Consider the following 19967-nt stretch of genomic DNA (forward strand, 5'->3'; position numbering starts at 1 on the left):
ATGGATTCTAAAAAATTAACGTTAAGCAACGGAGCACCTTACTTTGAGCATCAGGATTCACAGACGGTAGGACCAAGAGGCCCTGTATTGCTGCAAGACTTTATTCTTCAGGAAAATCTTGCGCATTTCGTTAGGGAAAGAATTCCTGAAAGAATAGTGCATGCCAAAGGAAGCGGAGCCTACGGAACCTTTACCGTAACCCATGATATCAGCCAATACACAAAGGCAAAGCTATTTTCGAAAGTAGGAAATACATGCAGAATGTTTGCCCGTTTCTCTACCGTGGGTGGAGAAAAAGGAAGCGCAGATACCGCAAGAGACCCAAGAGGTTTTGCTTTAAAATTTTACACTGAAGACGGAAACTGGGACCTTGTAGGAAATAATACGCCGGTATTCTTTATTAAGGATGCTAAAAAATTCCCGGATTTTATTCATACCCAAAAAAGGGTGCCAAAAACAAACTTAAAAAGTGCCACCATGATGTGGGATTTCTGGAGCTTAAATCCGGAATCACTTCATCAGGTTCTGATATTAATGTCAGACAGAGGAACTCCATATGGTTACAGACATATGCACGGTTTCGGGTCTCATACTTTCTCCATGATCAATGATAATAATGAAAGAGTATGGGTGAAATTCCACTTCAAGACAAAACAGGGAGTGAAAAATTTCACTGATGAAGAAGCTGTAAAAATGGCCGGAGAAAACCCGGACTTCGCCCAGGAAGATCTTTGCAATGCTATTGAAAACGGTGATTTCCCGAAATGGACTATGTACATCCAGGTGATGACCGAGGAACAGGCAAAAGATTTCAGATGGAATCCTTTCGATGTAACAAAAGTATGGTTCCATGATGATTTCCCTTTGATTGAGGTAGGAGAAATGGAGCTTAATGAAGTTCCTGTTAATTACTTTGCCCATGTTGAACAATCTACATTTTCACCAAGCAGTCTGATTAATGGAATTAGTTTCTCTCCTGATAAAATGCTGCAGGGAAGATTATTCTCTTATCCTGATGCCCACCGTTACAGAGTAGGTGTCAACGCGCATCAGCTGGAGGTGAACAGATGTCCTTTTGCTGTCAATAATTATCAGAGAGATGGCTATATGGCAGACTCAAGCTACTATCAGGACAAGCCGAATTATCATCCGAACAGTTTTGATGATATCAAAGCTGATTCTGATTACAAAAATTTTGAGTATGAATTAGACAGTGCTCATGTTGCCAGCTATAACAGAAATGACAACGACAGCGATCATTATACCCAACCTGGTTTGCTTTATTCAAAAGCAATGAATGCAGAAGACAGAGATCGTCTGATCCAAAATATTATAGGAAGCATGAAAGGCATCAGCGGCCCTAAAAAAGATGAGATCATTAACCGACAATTATGTCACTTTTTCAGAGCCAACATTGAGCTTGGCATGAAAGTGGCATCTCAGCTAAACGTCAATATTGATGCAAATATGATGAATCATTCCAAATAATCATATTGAATGATAAATTAAAAAAAAGGAAAAAAAAATAATATTTTTTCCTTTTTTTTGTAAAAAATTCATAATTTGCAAAGGATGATATTTTAAAGTGGAAAAATGAGTTACGAGAACATATTATTAAAAAAAGAAGATAAATTATCTATCATTACCATAAACAGACCTGAAAGTTTAAATGCTTTAAATGCAAAAACGATTCAGGAAATCAGTACCGCACTGGACGAGCTTAACGCTGACACTTCATGCAGGGTAATCATCCTTACCGGAAGTGGAGAAAAATCTTTTGTAGCAGGTGCTGACATCAAGGAATTCAGCGAATTCGGACAGGAAAAAGCAGAAGAACTTGCAAGAAACGGACAAAATACACTGTTCAATAAAATTGAAAATATGTCTAAGCCTGTCATTGCAGCCGTTAACGGTTTTGCATTAGGCGGAGGTTTAGAGCTTGCTATGGCATGCCACATCAGATATGCATCGGAAAACGCCAGATTAGGGCTTCCTGAAGTGACTCTTGGATTAATCCCGGGATACGGAGGAACTCAAAGGCTTCCGAAGCTTGTAGGAAAAGGTATTGCCAACGAAATGATCTTCTCTGCCAAAATGATTCCTGCCCAAAAAGCAAAAGAGATCGGCCTGGTCAATGAAGTATATCCTATTGAAGAATTATTAACCAAAACGAAAGAATTAGCAAACACTATTGCCTACAATTCACCAATGGCAATATCCAAGGCTATAAACGCCGTGAATTTATCTGACACGGAGAAAGGTTTTGAAACTGAAATTAAATATTTCGGGGAACTTTTTGAAATGGAAGATAAGAAAGAGGGAGTTACTGCGTTTCTAGAGAAGAGAAAGCCTAACTTCTAGTCTTTCTAAAAGACTTTAATCCAAATTATTTCGAAAAAAAACAATGCTGCTGTATGAATAAGTTTGATAAAGCTTATCTAAAAATGGCTCAGGAATGGGCAAAACTCTCCTACTGTAAGAGAAAACAGGTGGGAGCTCTTATCGTAAAAGATAGGATGATTATTTCAGATGGTTACAACGGGACTCCTTCGGGATTCGAAAACTGCTGTGAAGATGGAGAGGGGAAAACACACTGGTACGTATTGCATGCTGAAGCCAACGCCATATTAAAGCTGGCCGCTTCTACTCAATCTGCAAAAGGGGCAACGTTATATCTGACGTTGTCTCCCTGTAAAGAATGCAGCAAGCTGATTTTACAGGCAGGAATTACGAGACTGGTGTATATTAATGAGTATTCGGATGACGATGGAATATCGTTTCTGAGGAACCACAACATTGAAATAGAACAAATATCGGACTGTGAACTAAAAAAATAAGCACAAATGACTTGGGATGAAAAGATCAAAGATTTTGAAATATTTCTTCGTTTCGAAAGGAATTTTTCAGAAAACACTCTCGACGCCTACGTTCGGGACATTAAGAAATTAAAAGATTATGCAAAAGAAGATCTGGCAAACGTCGGTCCAGATTCTATCGGTTACGAAAACCTGCAGGAATACATTTTCAATCTTTCTAAACAGAAATTCAGTGAAAGATCACAGGCAAGATGGATATCTTCCATCAAAGCTTTTTTCAAATTTCTGCTTGAGGATGAATATCGTGAAGACAACCCTGCGGCGTTACTTGAAGGCCCTAAACTGGGATTATACCTGCCTGATACCTTAAGCCTGCCTGATATCAACAAAATTATCGCTGCTATTGAAGTCAATACAGATCTTGGAAAAAGAAACCACTGCATCATAGAGGTACTATATGGATGCGGACTCCGTGTTTCTGAACTGATTGATCTGAAAATCTCCAATATCAACTTTAAGGAGCAATACATCAAGGTACACGGAAAAGGAAACAAAACCCGTTTTGTTCCTTTGGCCGACTATACTGCTGATTTATTGGAAAGTTATATCAAAGAGGTACGTTCTAAAGGCAAAATCAATAAGAAATATGAAGACACTCTGTTTTTAAACAGTCGTGGGACATCTATGTCCAGAGTGATCGTATTTCTTATCATTAAAGAACTTACAGATAAAGCAGGGGTTAACAAAAAAATATCTCCACACACCTTCAGACATTCATTTGCTACGCATTTACTGCAGAATGGAGCAGATCTACGTTATATTCAGGAAATGCTGGGACATTCCAGTATTACCACAACGGAAATCTATACGCATCTGAAGACGGAAGAATTAAGGGATGTTATTTTGAGTTATCACCCGAGAAATATTAATATTGCTCAATGAAACTATTGAAATATTGCCCAAGCTGTGGCAAAGAGTCCTTACACTGGGACGGCGAAAAAAAATGGAGCTGTCCGGAATGTGGTTTTACTTTGTATAATAATGTAGCAGGTGCCGTAGCAGTTGTCATCAGATGTGGAGACGAAATTTACCTTACCCGAAGAAACAGAGATCCTAAAAAAGGAAAACTTGATCTTGCCGGAGGATTCGTTGACCCTAAAGAAAGTGCAGAAGAAACCTGTAAAAGAGAACTTTTTGAAGAACTTCAGCTTGATATCGATATTTCCAACCTGAAATACCTTACTAGCCTTCCAAACATCTATCAATATAAAGAAATTGATTACAACACCATCGATCTCTTTTATGAGTATCATGTTTCAGAAAAGTTTGAGGTAAATCTTGAACTCTCAGAAATTTCAGAAGCAGTCTGGATTTCCTTACAGGAGCTAGACCTTGAAGATATTGCTTTTGATTCTCAGAAGAGATTTTTTGAGGGCTATTTAAAGAAATAATTTTTGTAAATATACTCCCGTAGATTTCACAGATCAGGCAGATAATTGTTTTAAACAATATGCTTAGTTTGTAAAATCTGCGGGAGTTTTTTTATTGTAGAACCTAATACGTCTTAGTCTTCAGCATTTCTTCAAAATACTGAACCAGCAATGCTCTTTCTGCTTCTGAAAGATTGGCTTCTTTATGATAGACAATATAACCCGGCATTGGCATTGCTTTGCTTTGGATCGTCTGAATAGATTTAGTGATCATATTCTCCTTCAGATCCTTATTATAAGTTTCCCAGGTAGAAAAGTTAAGATGCTCTCTGCCTTCATTCACATGACTTTTTACAGACCATGATACAGGTGCGATAAAAGCATATTTCGGGTAAACGGTTTCATTAGAGTGACAGTCATAACATGCATTTTTAAGAAGTGTTCTGATCTTTTCGGGTGTTTTCCTTGCATCAACGAAGTTTGCCGCAGAATCAACAGGTTTATTGGTCCTGTCGATAGGAAAAAACTGAATCAGGGCAAATGCCACCAATGTCCAGAATATTATTTTCTTAGCCGTTTTCATCTGTTTACTTTGACGGAGTTAAAACAGCATTGCCAGACTTAAATTCTTTTTTCAGCACTTGTTTCGTCGTAGTAGCAGGTGCAGCAGACTGAGATTCTGATGATGAAGCAGGCGTTGATACTGGGGTTGAAGTTGGTGCTGTAGTCGGAGAAGTTGATTTAGGGCTGTCAAGTGTTCTGGTATCCTTCAGATCCCAGTCTTCTCTTGTTTCCCACAATCCTCTTACGATCACTTTTTTATGGAAAATATATGCATCTTCGGCAAAAATGTCATTGGCGAAATCGGCTTCATCCCAATATTTATTTCCGTTATTATCCACCAGAATTCTTACAATATATTCTCCTGGTTTCAGTATATCAAACTTTACTTTATCTCCTTTTAGATATTTCTGATAGCTGATTTTGTCTGAAGAATCTATCAGCTGAATCCAATAATTTGCTTCCGGAGCATTTACAATGGAAAACTCAACGCTTCCAAACTGATCTGCTTTAGCAACATCAAAATCAAATCGTTTTGACTGGCTGTTCTTTGCATAGAATGAAGATACCGTTTCCTTAGGAACAGTAAGCTCATAGCTTTTTCCCATCACAAAATCTGATTGAACATGGATCTGATAAGGATTTGTTTCTGAAATTTTAGCGGTGAATGGTAAAGCTGTTAAACTGTCACCTTTCATTTTTAATGTCCATTTTGATGGGTCTATTTTATCAACAATATAGTTTGATGCAAGCTTTAAATCTGCTTTTGGAGCGATTGAAGTTCCGTCGTTATCGCTAACAACATCCATTACATTCTTCTTATTGTATCTGTAAAATAAAGAAACGCTGTAGGCACTATCTTTTTTCGGACCTTTATTGTGAGTAAATGTGAGTTTTTCATTGGCTGTCTGGCCCACATCATCTTTTACGGCATCAAACCAGATTCTGACAGAGTCGGATTTTGGGTTGTGCGTTATTTTGATATCTTTTATTTTTTCATTCAGTGACTGAACTTTTACGTCATCCGGATTTCCTTCGAAAGACATTAAAATCCCGCCTGCAATTTCTTTCATCTCCGAATACTTCACAGCTTTTCTGGAAGGATATACTTTTAAATTCAATCCTGAAATAGATTTCTCTACTTCTATCGGATCTTTCTGGAACCCAACCTTTTCTTTTCCCGGGTCGTACATAGAATTTCCATTCTCGTCGTCAAAAGCAATAATCTTATATTTTCCAGGAGTCAGATAATTCAATTCATAATATCCGTCTTCATCTACCTTGGTGATATAGTAAGGCTTTTTCTTATAATCCATTGTATCTTTTACCTGATACAATCCAACCACAAGTTTATTTTCCGTTGTTGTTCCCGTTTTCTTTTTGGTATCCAGTGCATCTTTTACTTCACCACTGATATAAAGATCATCCAGTTTGTCTCCGGTAGAAAAAGCAAAATTGAAGTACCTCAGTATATTCGACTCATTATTATCTACAATGGAATTTCCGAAATTGAAGTTATAAGTTGTATTGGCCTGAAGAGTATCCGTCCATTGGATCAGTACAAATTTGTTGGCTATATTGGAAGGAAGAATCCTCGTTATCCCTTTAATCGGAGGTGAAATAATCAGGTTTTTATTGATGTCCTTCAATGTCACATATTCATCAAAATCCAGACGAAGCTCGTGAATATCTTTTTTAACATTAATTCTTGTAGTATCAATGTTTGAACTTAAAAACCTTGGTGCTAAAGTATCTTTAGGCCCTCCAACAGGAGATCCCACTCTTGCACATGAATGCACAAGAAAACAGATAACAAATAATAAAAGAAACCTTTTCATGAAAATGTTTAAGCAAAAATAAACATTATTCTCCAAAAACTTCCTGTCCGGAATTTAAAGTATCTTTATTGTCATGCATAACAGTGTGCAGCTTCTCTTTCTGTAAAGGAAAATCTTCGAATAATCCTGATAATGCAAGAGCTGTATATACTTTGTTTGAATATTTGTTTCCAATCGCTACAATCGTAACTTTAGATTTTAAAAGGTGTGCAAATACCGCGTTGGAGCCATGCCACCATCCATTATGATACGTTAGTTTTTCACCGTTATCAAATATTTTCATTCTAAATCCTAACCCATAGTTATTCATTCCCATCTTTTCATTGCTATAAGGCGTAAATACCATCTGCATGAGTTCAGGTTTCAGGAAGTTTTTTGAAAACATTGCTTTTGAGAAATTATATAAATCTCTTGGCGTGGTGTAAACATTTTTATCTCCGTAAATAAGATCAAGTTTGTCTAAAGGATACAGTTTGCTGCCTCCATAATAGAAAGACTGTGACGCTGTGGGAATATCTTTTTCCTGGAAGATGTAGGTGTTATTCATTTTCAACGGAGTGAAAACCATTTCTTTCATCGCCTGCGGAAAAGGAGTTTTTGTTATTTTCTCTACCAATAAAGCCAATAAAGCAAAGTTGGTATTACAGTACATAAATCCTGTATCGGTATCTCTTGCCAGATCAGGTTTGTATTTGATAATCATATCCAATACATCCTGGTTCGTAATAAACTGTTTGGAAAGTTCTGCCGGTGCAGGCTGTATTTTGGTAATAAAATATTCGTATTTCGGAAGACCGCTTCTTTGGTCCAGTAAAGTCTGAACGGTAACATCCGGATATGGAAATCCCGGAAAAAACTGGGTAAGATGATCTGTAAGTTTTATTTTTCCTGCCTCAATCAGTTTCATCATCGCCATCGCCGTTAATGTTTTTGAAACCGAAGCTACGTGCAATGGTGTATTTTTATCAATCGGCATCTGATTGCCTTCTCTTCCGAAGCCTCTGTAGTTTTCGTAAAGAATTTCATCTCCCTTAGCAACCAGAATTCCTCCGCTAAGGTTACCCTCTTCCCATATTTTTTTGTAATACTGATCTATATAGCTTACCGTTGTTTGTCTGTTCAACAGCTGGCCATCACCTTTGACGAAAATACTTCCGAAGTCTACATTTCCATAGTTGGGTAGATTGGTCGTATTTTCAGCTGAAGCTTCTTTGGTTTCAGACTTTTTTTTACAGGAAAATAGTGATAAAAGAACAGTTAGGATAAGTACAAAATTACGCTTCGTCATGAGATTCAAAATGAGCGGCAATTTAATAAAACTCAAAAATAAATAGTAAGCATGAGAGGGATATTATGAATTATTTAACATAAATGAGAGAAAAATTCGCGAACAGGCAAAACAGCCAGAATTATCAGGAACGTAAATTTGTTTTCTAAATAGGGGGCCCTGACTGTCCTATAATCCTTCCTCCGAATGTGATAATACTATAAAGACTCAAAATTGCTGTACGGAGTTCATCCTGGTTACAATAGTAATGATCGATTGTCCCGTATTCTGTATATTCTGAAATATTAAATCCTTCTTCAATATCATTATAATAGATGACTCTTCTTCCCATTAAACCTACTACCCAAAAGCCACCACCTTCTTGCCCGTAATCTTCTTCATACCATTTTTCAGGATCTATTTTGATTAGATCCCAGAAGTTTAAAAGATTACCATTTAACTCTTTTTCTGTTGAGAAAATCATTTCTAAGATTTCTTCAATTGTTATTGGTTTCCAAATCATGATCACAGAGTTTATTACTTGTTTAAAAATCAATATAAAATTGAAAATATACAAAAAAGCGAATTTACTTTTTTTGTAAATCCGCCTTTAGCTTTTATTTTCTTCGTTTATTAGCTTAACAATGTGACGCTACAATTTTATCTACAATAAACTGGGCCAGTTTTTCTTGGCTCTGATGGGTCCATCCGGCAATATGTGGTGTTACAATTGCTTTTTCAGATTCAAGAAGATATTTTAAATCTTCATTTTCTGTTTCAATATGCTCGAAAGAAGACTTTTCGTATTCCAATACATCCAGACAAGTGCCCTTTACCTTTCCTGACTTCAATGCTTCTACTAAACTTTTAGTTTTCACATTCTTTCCTCTTGCCGTATTGACAAAATAGAAGTCGTTTTTCATTTCTGCAATGAACGTTTCATCAATAAGATAATGAGTTTCTGAAGTCAAAGGAATATGAAGGCTCAAAACCTCAGCAGACTGCTTCAGTTCTTCCAGTGATACCTGTGTTGCATATTCATCCGAAAGACCAGGAAGGATATCATGGAAGATCACTTTACATCCGAATCCTGAAAGCCTTTTAGCGGTAGCTTTACCCATATTTCCATATCCGATAAGCCCTACTGTTTTTTCCAGCAATTCATCTCCTCTGTTCTCTTCTCGCTTCCATATCCCATTTTTCACTTCCTGAGAAGCAATAAAAAGTCTGTTCATAATCACAAGCAGCATTCCTACCACATGTTCTGCTACAGAATCCCTGTTTCCTTCAGGAGAATTGATCAGTTGGATTCCAAGTTTTTCAGCAACAGGAATATCTATATTTTCCATTCCGGCTCCTACTCTTGCAATAAACTTCAGGTTTTTTCCTTTCTCCAGAAAATTTTGGTCTAATGGAATACGGCTTCTGATGATAATCCCGTCATAATTTTCAATTTTATCACAAACCTCATCATAAGACGACGTAAAATCCTCTTCCAGTATAAAGTTTTTAGCAATCAACTGTTCTGTGATAAGAGGATGGTTTTTATCTAAAAGAAGTATTTTCATTTTTTATTTAATGGTTTTAGAGATAGGAACATATTCCTAAGATTACTGTTTTTATTCTACCGCAAAGTTCGCAAATTTCTGAAAAAACAAATGCTTTTAAGCTCGCAAAGGCGTTAGCACTCAGCAAAGTTTAAAAGCATTTTTATGGATAAAGTATATAACTCTATTTTTTGTCTTTCTTAGATTCCTGCGGTTCCTGGAAGAGTTTTTTAAGTTCTACAGATTCCAAAGGTTTCATTCTTCCGGAAAGGATTAATGAAAGTTCTTTTCTACGGAATGCAGCTGCAAATCTTTCTTTTTCTTCATCTGTTTCAGGAATCATTTCCGGAATAGGAATCGGGCGGTTGAATTCATCCACTGCAACGAAAGTATAAATACCTGCATTGGTGTGAATTTTCTTCTGATTGATTGGGTCATCCAACCATACATCCACATAAACTTCCATAGAAGTAGAGAACGCTCTGGAAACTTTAGATTCCAAAACCACTACTCCACCTTCCGGAATCGGGTGGTTGAAAGATACGTGGTTTACAGAAGCGGTTACAACTCTTCTCTCGCAGTGTCTTGCTGCAGAAATAGACGCACAACGATCCATTTTTGCTAACAATTCACCCCCAAAAAGATTTCTTAAAGAATTGGTTTCGTTCGGAAGAACGATATTGGTCATAATGGTCAGAGATTCTGACGCTTTTTTTATTTTTGCCATCTAGTCTTAGTGTTGTTTGGAACGGTCGGAGCTTGTTTTACAGCTTTTCCGACAGGTTTTGCTAATGAATCTTTTTTCAAAGAATCTGAAACGGTTGCTTTCGGGGTATGTACCATCACTTTAATGGTATCTTTTACAATTCTGTGGGTAGAGGTCTGTACAGAAACCTTATTGAAAGATTTCTTACCAAAAAGAAGTTCCTGCTGGGTAAAAGCAAGGTATAAAATCCCCAAAACCGGAATAATCAAAAGGAAAACCCAGAGAATCGTTTTTCTGAATTTGAAATCCTTTTCACGATTAACTGAAGGATCTACCTTTTCTCCGTTATTGATATCTGAAAATCTGATCTCTTCCAGTCCATAAAAGTCCGGACGTCCGGATTCTATTCTTTTTCCTCTGAAATGGGTATGTCCTTCTTCAATGAAAACTGTTCCAAGGTTTTGAATTTCAAGAACCTGCTCGGCCTGAAGTTTTTTCTTCCAAAAATCTGTCTGGATCTTAAGATCACTTCTTGAAGCTTCTAAGGACATCTGCTTCTGTCCTGCAATAAAAGCAGTAAGATCTTCAGCCTGTACCTCGTAGTCTATTGTAAATTCAATCTGACTGGCTGGAGGTAAGATGCTCCCGTTTTCGGAATTGATAATTGCCTTAGAATTTTTCAGTGAAAACACCCCAAAGCCTGGAACCGTGGCAGTTCCAAATTGTTTTAAGTATTCTAAAATGTATGCTGAAATATTCATTTGGCAGCAAATTTATAACTTTTTCATGACTTTTTAAGATATTTAACCTATATAAAAAAAGACTGCCGAAACAGTCTTTTGATTATTCTTTATCAAAACTGGAATACAGCTATTTAAACTTCTTTTTTTAAGCTTAACAATTATAATGAAACGAGTAAAAGGGCAAATTTTCAAATTCACTTATTTGCTCTCCAACTTTCTCATTACTGAATCTTCCAGCTCACTCCAAACATAAAATTGGTTCCTGCCTGTGAAAAATAATAAGGCTGCCCTTCGTACACAGATCCGTTGTTGACATATTTCTTGTTGAACAGGTTATTGACCAATAGTTTTAATGCAATTTCATTATTGGCAATTTTAAACTGATACTGGGCATTGAAATCGGTCAGGAAATAATCTTTAAGCTGCAGATTGGCATCTTCCGTATTGTCGAGATATTGTTTCCCGACATACTGATTCATTAAAGCAAACTGAAAGTTTTTGGTAGGGTTGAATTTCAGACTTAGATTGGCAATCACATTCGGCGAGAATGAAATCTGTGTATTTCCTAGGCTTTTAGGAACATCGCCATTTTGGATATTAAAGTCCTGATTTCTACTCTGGCTTAAGGTCACATTTCCTGAAACCTCCCATTGTTTGGATAATTTTGCCAACGCACCAAGTTCCACTCCTCTTCTGTAGCTCTTCCCTGAATTGGTTCTGATGAATGCTCCTACATTGTTAAGTTCACCATTTAAAACCAATTGGTTGACATAATACATATAATACACATTCGCAGTAAATGATACGATCCCAAACTGTTTTTCAAAACCCGCTTCAATATCATGAAGTTTTTCAGCTTTCACATCGTTATTTGCCATCAGATCATCTCTGTTCGGTTCACGGTGGGCATGAGCGTATGAAAGGAACACTTTACCTCCTTCAATTCTATAATTTACACCAGCTTTTGGATTAAAAAACAACCAGTTTTTGCTTAAATCAGCACCTTCACCATCGCCAGCCATCAAGATCTTAGTGTTGTAATTTATTTTTCTAAGCTGCAAATCACCAAAAAATTCAAAATTATCTACTATGAACAAAGCTTTTGCAAAACCGGATACTTCATTCTTTATCGAACGGCTTCTGTAATACTCGCTTTCATCAATCTGAGGAAAAAATACACCTGTAACATTTCCGTAGTGTCTACCGTAATATTGATTGGCGACAACTCCCACGTTCAGGTCTAAGTTTTCAAACTTTCCGTAAAGCGTTGAAACAACTCCATAAAAATCATTGTTCAGCCATTTTTTTCTGATAAAATCTGAATATTTTACAGTTTGCCCTCCTTCAGTCAGATCAGGTAAATTGTATCTGGAAAAAGGGTCTCCCTGCTTGTAATTTTCGTAATATCCTTTTCCTTTGGTATAGTGAAAAGTAGTTTCAAGATTCCACCGGTCACTGAATTTCTGTTCCCAAAGCAATTGATAATGGTTCTGTCTGTAATTGTCTGTTTCGTTGTCATAGAAGCTTACAATATTCTCCCAGCTGGCATCATAAATTGCACCTGAAACATTGAATTTAGGATCGGTTTCCCATGTTTTACGGTCAATCCCGTTCCATGCCTGGTAGGTTTTTTCTTTTCCACCGAAAGCCATTAACCGTAACTTGGTATTCCCTTCTTCAAATAAGGCCGTAAAATTATAAGAATGTAAATTTGAAGAAGCCCTGTCGATATAACCGTCAGAATGAATATGAGTATATCTTCCCATTACAGAAAGGCGGTTTTTCCAGAACTTACCGGAACCTATCTCAGCTGAATATTTATAGGTATTGAATGAGCCGTAGCTGTCATCTGTCTTAAAATAAAACTTTTCTTCAGGATCTTTAGAAATTACATTGATACTTGCCCCGAAAGCAGAAACACCATTATTGGAGGTTCCCACCCCTCTTTGAATAACAATCTGTGAAGCAGAACTTGTAAGGTCCGGAACATTGACAAAAAAAGTTCCCTGGCTCTCAGAATCATTATATGGAACACCATTCATCATTACATTAATCCCGCTTCCTGAAACTCCACGAATTCTAAAACCGGTATATCCTACCCCATTTCCTGCATCTGAAGTAGAAATAATGGAGGTTTGATTTTTTAAAAGAATAGGAAGATCCTGTCCTAAATTTTTCCCGTCTAAATCTTTCTGTACATTGATGATTTCCTTTGCAACTGGCAGTCTTTTGGTAAAGTTGACCGCCTCAATTTCTCTGACTTTCAGAGAATCCTTATTCTGAGCCTGCATAAAGGCTACTGAGCCTACGCTAAGCCCTAAAAAAAATAATCCTTTCATTCTATAAATCTTGACATTTAATGAATAAAAGGGGATCGATAAGATATTATACAATTCAGCGTTTTATGAAGACGCATCCCTAAACAGCATTATCTGTTCCAGGTTCATTGGGTATAATCTCAGCCTGTTAAAGCACCCCTTTATTTCAGCTGCAAAATTACAAAAAATATATCAATTGAGATTCGCGGTGTGAGGTGCGGGGTTTTGAGTAACGGGATAGAAAAAAGTAGAATGAAAAGTAGAAGTTATTGGATGAATCATTCATCATTTATAATTCTTTAGTAGGTTTTATTGTTTGAGTCAATATAATAGTAATTCGACCCATCTTTGGTCACTTCAAACATCTTACCCAGCTTCCAGCTGAAGTTTCTTTTAATATTAGCGTATTCAAAAGGAATAATGATCTTATTGTTAACATCAATCACTCCAAATTTATCATTATTGGAAGCAACAATCATAGGATTGGCCACATCATCTCCTTCCATAATATACAGATACTGATATTGAGGATAAATCTGAAACTGCCTGTAATCTGCGGCATTCACAAATTTTGATTTTTCAATAATTCCGTAAAAGCCATTCATAGTATACGCCTGAAATAGCTGCTGTTTATATTCTTCGAAGATACATTTTCCAAAATCTGCTTCTTTGAACTGGTATACTCTTTTTCCGGACTGGTCTATCCTATAAGAGATCATATCTTTTTCTACTGTAGCATATTCTTTTGTTCCAAATTTTCTGACTTTTTCATTAGGAGAATTCAAAAGGTTGCAATCTTCATAAAAAAATACGGCAATGTGGTATTCAGGTTGAATAATGAATTTCCCGTTCTGGTTAACATACCCAAAATGATCTCCTTTTTTCTTAGGAATCAAAACCGGAAGATCTTTATTGATTACTACTAAATCAGGATTAGGTTTATTGGCTGCAGGCCCTTTCTTAACCGCAGTTTTCACACCTTTCTTCACCGTTATTTTCTTCACAGATTTAGTCTGTGAAAAAACAAAAACCGAAGTAAAAATGCATAAAACATTAAGGATATTTTTCATATTCGCCATATGTCTACAAAAATATGACCAAAAATAGATATTATAAAATTCATATTTATAAAGAATCTAAATAAATTCGTTTCTATAAAATATTAAAAATTCGTAATTTTGGGAACATTTTGAATTGTTTGATAATTTAAAAAACTTTTAAAAAAAAGTGTAGATTATGCTGACTTTATTCGGTTAATGTTGCATCAAAATGCGAAAACTCAAAATGTCATTAACTGTATTTGTACAGACCGGTAAAGAAGAAGCAGGCCTACCTTTAATGTTGAAAGACCTTCTATTATGAATATTTATAAGGATTACATCAAAGAGATTGAAGAAAGAAAAACCCAGGGGCTTCATCCAAAGCCAATTGATGGTGCTGAATTACTAAGCGAAATCATTACACAGATTAAAGATTCAGGTAATGCTGACCGATCGGATTCTCTTAAATTTTTCATTTACAACACGCTACCCGGAACGACAAGTGCAGCGGGAGTGAAAGCAAAATTTTTAAAAGAAATTATTCTGGGTGAATCCATAGTAGAAGAAATTTCCCCGGCATTTGCCTTTGAATTATTATCTCATATGAAAGGCGGCCCTTCTATTGAGGTACTGCTGGACCTTGCTTTAGGTAACGATCCTGCTATTGCTAAAGAAGCTGCAGCTGTTCTTAAAACACAGGTTTTCCTTTATGAAGCAGATACAAACCGTCTGAAGGAAGCGTTCAACAGCGGTAACGAAATTGCAAAAGAAATCCTTGAAAGCTACGCAAAAGCTGAATTCTTCACTAAGCTTCCTGAAGTTGCTGAAGAAATTAAAGTTGTAACTTATATTGCTGGTGAAGGAGATATCTCTACAGATTTACTTTCTCCGGGTAACCAGGCCCACTCAAGATCAGACCGTGAACTTCATGGTAAATGTATGATCACTCCCGAAGCTCAGGAAGAAATTAAGGCTTTACAGGCAAAGCATCCTGATGCAAGCGTTATGCTTATCGCTGAAAAAGGAACAATGGGTGTAGGTTCATCTAGAATGTCCGGAGTAAATAACGTTGCTCTTTGGACAGGAAAACAGGCAAGCCCGTATGTACCGTTCGTAAACATTGCTCCAATTGTAGGAGGAACAAACGGAATTTCACCTATCTTCCTTACAACTGTAGACGTTACCGGAGGTATTGGTGTTGACCTTAAAAACTGGGTAAAGAAAGTTGACGAAAACGGAAACCCAATTCGTAACGAAAATGGTGACATTGTTCTTGAAGAAGCTTATTCAGTAGCAACCGGAACTGTTTTAACGATTAATACAAAAGAAAAGAAATTATATAACGGCGATAAAGAACTTATCGACCTTACTAAATCTTTCACTCCGCAAAAGATGGAATTCATCAAAGCGGGTGGATCTTACGCGATCGTATTTGGTAAAAAACTACAGACATTTGCAGCTCAGCTTTTAGGAATTGAAGCTCCTGCTGTTTTTGCTCCATCAAAAGAAATTTCTCATGAAGGACAAGGACTTACTGCTGTAGAAAAAATATTCAACAGAAATGCTGTTGGGACTACTCCAGGAAAAGTACTACATGCCGGTTCTGATGTTCGTGTACAGGTAAATATCGTTGGATCTCAGGATACGACAGGTCTTATGACTTCTCAGGAATTGGAGTCTATGGCAGCAACAGTGATTTCTCCAATCGTTGATGGTGCTTACCAGTCAGGATGTCACACCGCTTCTGTTTGGGATAAAAAAGCTCAGGCTAACATTCCTAAACTAATGAAGTTCATGAACGAGTTCGGTTTGATTACAGCCCGTGACCCGAAAGGTGAATACCACGCAATGACTGACGTTATCCACAAAGTTCTTAACGACATCACTGTAGATGAGTGGGCTATCATTATTGGTGGTGACTCTCACACAAGAATGTCTAAAGGAGTGGCTTTCGGAGCTGACTCAGGAACTGTGGCACTTGCATTAGCTACTGGTGAAGCATCTATGCCTATTCCTGAATCTGTGAAAGTAACCTTCAAAGGAAACATGAAAGAACACATGGACTTCCGTGATGTGGTTCATGCTACTCAGGCTCAGATGTTGAAGCAGTTTGGAGGAGAAAACGTATTCCAGGGCAGAATCATTGAGGTTCATATCGGAACACTTCCTGCTGACCAGGCATTTACCTTTACAGACTGGACTGCTGAAATGAAAGCAAAAGCTTCTATCAACATTTCTGAAGACAATACTTTGATTGAATCACTGGAAATTGCAAAAGGCAGAATCCAGATCATGATTGACAAGGGTATGGATAACCATAATAAAGTTCTTCAGGGATTAATTGACAAAGCTGATAAGAGAATTGCAGAGATCAGATCAGGAGAGAAGCATGCCTTGACTCCGGATGCAAATGCTAAATATTACGCTGAAGTAGTAGTAGATCTTGACGTAATCGTTGAACCAATGATTGCTGACCCGGATGTAAACAACGATGATGTTTCTAAGAGATATACTCACGATACCATCAGAGACCTTTCTTATTATGGAGGGGAGAAAAAAGTAGACCTTGGTTTCGTAGGATCTTGTATGGTTCACAAAGGTGACCTTAAGATTGTTTCTCAGATGCTTAGAAACATTGAAAAGCAACAAGGGAAGGTAGAATTTAGCGCTCCTCTTGTAGTAGCAGCACCTACTTATAACATCATTGATGAACTGAAGGCAGAAGGAGACTGGGAATTATTAGAGAAATATTCAGCTTTTGAATTTGATGATAATGCTCCAAAAGGAGAAGCTCGTGTTGAATACAAAAATGTAATGTATCTTGAGCGTCCAGGATGTAACCTTTGTATGGGTAACCAGGAAAAAGCAGCTAAAGGAGATACCGTTTTAGCAACGTCTACACGTCTTTTCCAGGGAAGAGTCGTTGAAGATTCTGAACGTAAAAAAGGAGAATCCCTGCTTGCTTCAACTCCGGTTGTTGTTCTTTCTGCAATCATCGGAAGAATTCCTAACATTGATGAGTATAAAGCAGCTGTTGAAGGCATTGACCTTACAACTTTTATACCTTCTATTAAAGAATTAACAAGTACAAGCGCTCACTAAGAGATTTATAGATACGTCGAAAGACTATTGAAAATTATACAATTGGAAGATTTTAGCCCTTTAGGATTTAAAATCTTCCAATTTTTTGTTTAGAATGTTTCTATTTTAAGATAAATACATTTTTTTTCTGACAAAATCTTGAAAACAGAATCTATTTTTTCTTAAATTGAAAGTTATAAAATCTCTTAAAATCACACCCAAAATCGTCCTGCTGATGGATTATAGGAACGTTTTTTGATGTATAGAGAATTGATTTTTCTTTTTCAAACATGAGAAAAAGAAGCATTAAACGGAAAAAGAACAAAATTAAAATACGATATGACTTTTGATATTGATATGATCAAAAAAGTGTACGAGCGTTACCCTGAAAGAATTGCTGCGGCAAGACAAATCGTGGGAAAACCTCTTACCCTTTCAGAAAAAATCCTTTACACCCACCTTTGGGAAGGAAATGCGACACAGGCTTATGAAAGAGGAAATTCTTATGTAGACTTCGCACCAGACCGAGTAGCAATGCAGGATGCCACTGCACAGATGGCACTTTTACAGTTCATGCAGGCAGGAAAAACCAAAGTTGCTGTTCCTTCCACTGCTCACGCGGATCACCTGATCCAGGCGAAGGTAGGCGCTGATAAAGATTTACAGGAAGGTATCAACAAAAACTCCGAAGTATTCAACTTCCTGAGCTCTGTATGTGATAAATACGGAATCGGATTCTGGAAGCCGGGAGCGGGTATCATCCACCAGGTAGTATTAGAAAATTATGCCTTCCCTGGAGGAATGATGATTGGTACTGACTCTCACACCGTAAATGCAGGAGGGCTTGGAATGGTGGCTATCGGTGTAGGTGGTGCTGATGCAGTAGATGTAATGGCAGGAATGGCCTGGGAGCTTAAAATGCCAAAACTTATCGGAGTAAAATTAACCGGTAAAATGAGCGGATGGACTTCTGCAAAAGACGTTATCTTAAAAGTAGCCGGAATCCTTACCGTAAAAGGAGGAACAGGATGCATCGTAGAATATTTCGGTGAAGGAGCAGAATCTCTTTCAGCTACAGGTAAAGGAACTATCTGTAACATGGGTGCAGAAATCGGAGCAACAACTTCTACTTTCGGATATGACGATTCTATGAGAAGATATCTTGCTGCTACCGGAAGACAGGATGTGGTAGATGCTGCCGATAAAATTGCTGAGCATTTAACAGGTGATGCAGAAGTATATGCAAACCCTGAACAATATTTTGACCAATTAATAGAAATCAACCTTTCTGAACTGGCTCCACACTTAAACGGACCTTTCACTCCGGATTTGGCGACTCCTGTTTCTGAATTCAGAGCTAAAGCTGAGGCTAACGGATGGCCTCTAGAAGTGGAATGGGCACTTATCGGATCTTGTACCAACTCTTCTTATGAAGATTTATCAAGAGCTGCTTCTATTGTAGAGGATGCTGTTTCAAAAGGAGTAAAACCTAAAGCTATCCTGGGGATCAACCCAGGTTCTGAGCAGGTGAAATTCACAGCAGAAAGAGACGGATTCTTAGATTCTTTCAGAAAATTTGAAAACGCAAGAATCTTTACCAATGCCTGTGGACCTTGTATCGGGCAATGGGACAGAGAAGGTGCTGAAAAAGGAGAGAAAAACTCAATTATTCACTCTTTCAACAGAAACTTTGCAAAAAGAGCGGATGGTAACCCAAATACCCATGCATTTGTAGCTTCTCCTGAAATGGTAGCAGCTGTTGCAATCTCAGGTAGATTAGACTTTAACCCAATTACAGATACATTAACTAACGAATCAGGTGAGCAGGTGAAACTTGACGAGCCTAAAGGTTTCGAGCTTCCTTCAAAAGGATTTGCTGTAGATGACAACGGATATCAGGCTCCATCAGAAGATGGTTCCAGCGTTGTTGTTAACGTAAATCCTACTTCAGACAGACTTCAGCTACTGGAAGAATTCCCGGCTTGGGATGGTAAAAATATTGTGGGAGCCAGAGTATTGATCAAAGCTTTCGGAAAATGTACCACTGACCATATTTCTATGGCTGGCCCATGGCTGAAATACAGAGGACACCTGGATAATATTTCAAACAACATGTTGATCGGAGCAGTGAATGCTTACAACATGGAAACCAATAAAGTTAAAAATGAATTAACCGGTGAATACGGTGAAGTTCCGGCTGTACAGAGAGCTTACAAAGCAGCAGGCATTCCAACGATTGTTGTAGGAGACCAGAACTATGGTGAAGGCTCATCAAGAGAGCACGCAGCCATGGAGCCAAGACACCTTGGGGTGAAAGCTGTATTGGTAAAATCATTCGCGAGAATCCACGAAACCAACCTTAAGAAACAAGGGATGCTTGGAATCACTTTCGCTAATGAAGCAGATTACGACAAGATCCTGGAAGATGATGTTGTTAATTTCTTAGATCTTGACCAGTTCGCTCCGGGAAAACAACTGACTTTAGAATTCATTCATACCGATGGAACTAAAGACATCATCATGGCTAACCATACTTACAACGATCAGCAGATTGACTGGTTTAAGGCTGGTTCTGCCCTGAATCTGATCAAACAACAGGAAAAATAAAATTAATTGTTAG

The 19967-nt window shown here is 37.5% G+C and carries 16 protein-coding genes; 7 read left to right on the plus strand and 9 right to left on the minus strand.

The genetic code is table 11. The annotated features are described in order from the left end of the window. From DYR29_RS13835 to DYR29_RS13855, 5 genes are all read left to right on the plus strand, one after another. A complete protein-coding gene (locus DYR29_RS13835) occupies positions 1-1488 on the plus strand; it encodes a catalase (protein WP_213277333.1) in 1488 nt (495 codons plus the stop codon). 105 nt (positions 1489-1593) lie between these two features. Further along, a complete protein-coding gene (locus DYR29_RS13840) occupies positions 1594-2361 on the plus strand; it encodes an enoyl-CoA hydratase/isomerase family protein (RefSeq protein WP_062675984.1) in 768 nt (255 codons plus the stop codon). A 53-nt stretch (positions 2362-2414) separates the two neighbouring features. Continuing rightward, a complete protein-coding gene (locus DYR29_RS13845) occupies positions 2415-2837 on the plus strand; it encodes a deoxycytidylate deaminase (RefSeq protein WP_034692520.1) in 423 nt (140 codons plus the stop codon). A gap of 6 nt (positions 2838-2843) precedes the next feature. After that, a complete protein-coding gene (gene xerD, locus DYR29_RS13850) occupies positions 2844-3758 on the plus strand; it encodes a site-specific tyrosine recombinase XerD (RefSeq protein ID WP_142718876.1) in 915 nt (304 codons plus the stop codon). After that, entirely contained in the window at positions 3755-4267 is a 513-nt protein-coding gene (locus DYR29_RS13855) for an NUDIX hydrolase (RefSeq protein ID WP_213277334.1), read from the plus strand. Before xerD ends, DYR29_RS13855 begins: the two co-directional genes overlap by 4 nt. Before the next feature lie 103 nt (positions 4268-4370). Here DYR29_RS13855 and DYR29_RS13860 read toward each other — a convergent pair whose 3' ends face one another. The 9 genes from DYR29_RS13860 to DYR29_RS13900 form a co-directional block, all read right to left on the minus strand. Beyond that, positions 4371-4829 carry a heme-binding domain-containing protein gene (locus DYR29_RS13860; protein ID WP_052186499.1) on the minus strand — a complete coding sequence of 153 codons (459 nt, stop codon included), beginning with the start codon at positions 4827-4829 and terminating at the stop codon, positions 4371-4373. A 4-nt stretch (positions 4830-4833) separates the two neighbouring features. Then, positions 4834-6645, minus strand: a complete 1812-nt coding sequence (locus tag DYR29_RS13865) for an Ig-like domain-containing protein (protein WP_213277335.1) — start codon at positions 6643-6645, stop codon at positions 4834-4836. Between the two features lie 25 nt (positions 6646-6670). Further along, entirely contained in the window at positions 6671-7933 is a 1263-nt protein-coding gene (locus tag DYR29_RS13870) for a serine hydrolase domain-containing protein (protein WP_213277336.1), read from the minus strand. Positions 7934-8078: 145 nt separating this feature from the next. Next, on the minus strand, positions 8079-8435 hold the full coding sequence (locus DYR29_RS13875; protein ID WP_249413503.1) for a hypothetical protein: 357 nt from the start codon (positions 8433-8435) through the stop codon (positions 8079-8081). Positions 8436-8550: 115 nt separating this feature from the next. Beyond that, entirely contained in the window at positions 8551-9480 is a 930-nt protein-coding gene (locus DYR29_RS13880; RefSeq protein ID WP_213277337.1) for a 2-hydroxyacid dehydrogenase, read from the minus strand. A gap of 163 nt (positions 9481-9643) precedes the next feature. Then, positions 9644-10186, minus strand: a complete 543-nt coding sequence (locus tag DYR29_RS13885) for an acyl-CoA thioesterase (RefSeq protein ID WP_105702355.1) — start codon at positions 10184-10186, stop codon at positions 9644-9646. Next, on the minus strand, positions 10174-10926 hold the full coding sequence (locus tag DYR29_RS13890) for a hypothetical protein (RefSeq protein WP_213277338.1): 753 nt from the start codon (positions 10924-10926) through the stop codon (positions 10174-10176). The genes DYR29_RS13885 and DYR29_RS13890 overlap by 13 nt, the downstream gene beginning before the upstream one ends. Positions 10927-11129: 203 nt before the next feature. Next, positions 11130-13247, minus strand: coding sequence for a TonB-dependent receptor (locus DYR29_RS13895; protein WP_213277339.1), 2118 nt, complete (start codon positions 13245-13247; stop codon positions 11130-11132). Positions 13248-13525: 278 nt separating this feature from the next. Continuing rightward, entirely contained in the window at positions 13526-14296 is a 771-nt protein-coding gene (locus DYR29_RS13900) for a WG repeat-containing protein (protein ID WP_249413504.1), read from the minus strand. Between the two features lie 288 nt (positions 14297-14584). Between DYR29_RS13900 and DYR29_RS13905 the strand changes: the two genes are divergently transcribed. Beyond that, entirely contained in the window at positions 14585-17368 is a 2784-nt protein-coding gene (locus tag DYR29_RS13905; RefSeq protein WP_213277341.1) for a bifunctional aconitate hydratase 2/2-methylisocitrate dehydratase, read from the plus strand. Positions 17369-17686: 318 nt separating this feature from the next. Further along, positions 17687-19954: an aconitate hydratase gene (locus DYR29_RS13910; RefSeq protein WP_213277342.1), complete on the plus strand. Its 2268-nt coding sequence runs from the start codon at positions 17687-17689 to the stop codon at positions 19952-19954. Positions 19955-19967: the final 13 nt, after the last annotated feature.

Source organism: Chryseobacterium indologenes (genome assembly GCF_018362995.1).
Taxonomy (GTDB): domain Bacteria; phylum Bacteroidota; class Bacteroidia; order Flavobacteriales; family Weeksellaceae; genus Chryseobacterium; species Chryseobacterium indologenes_G.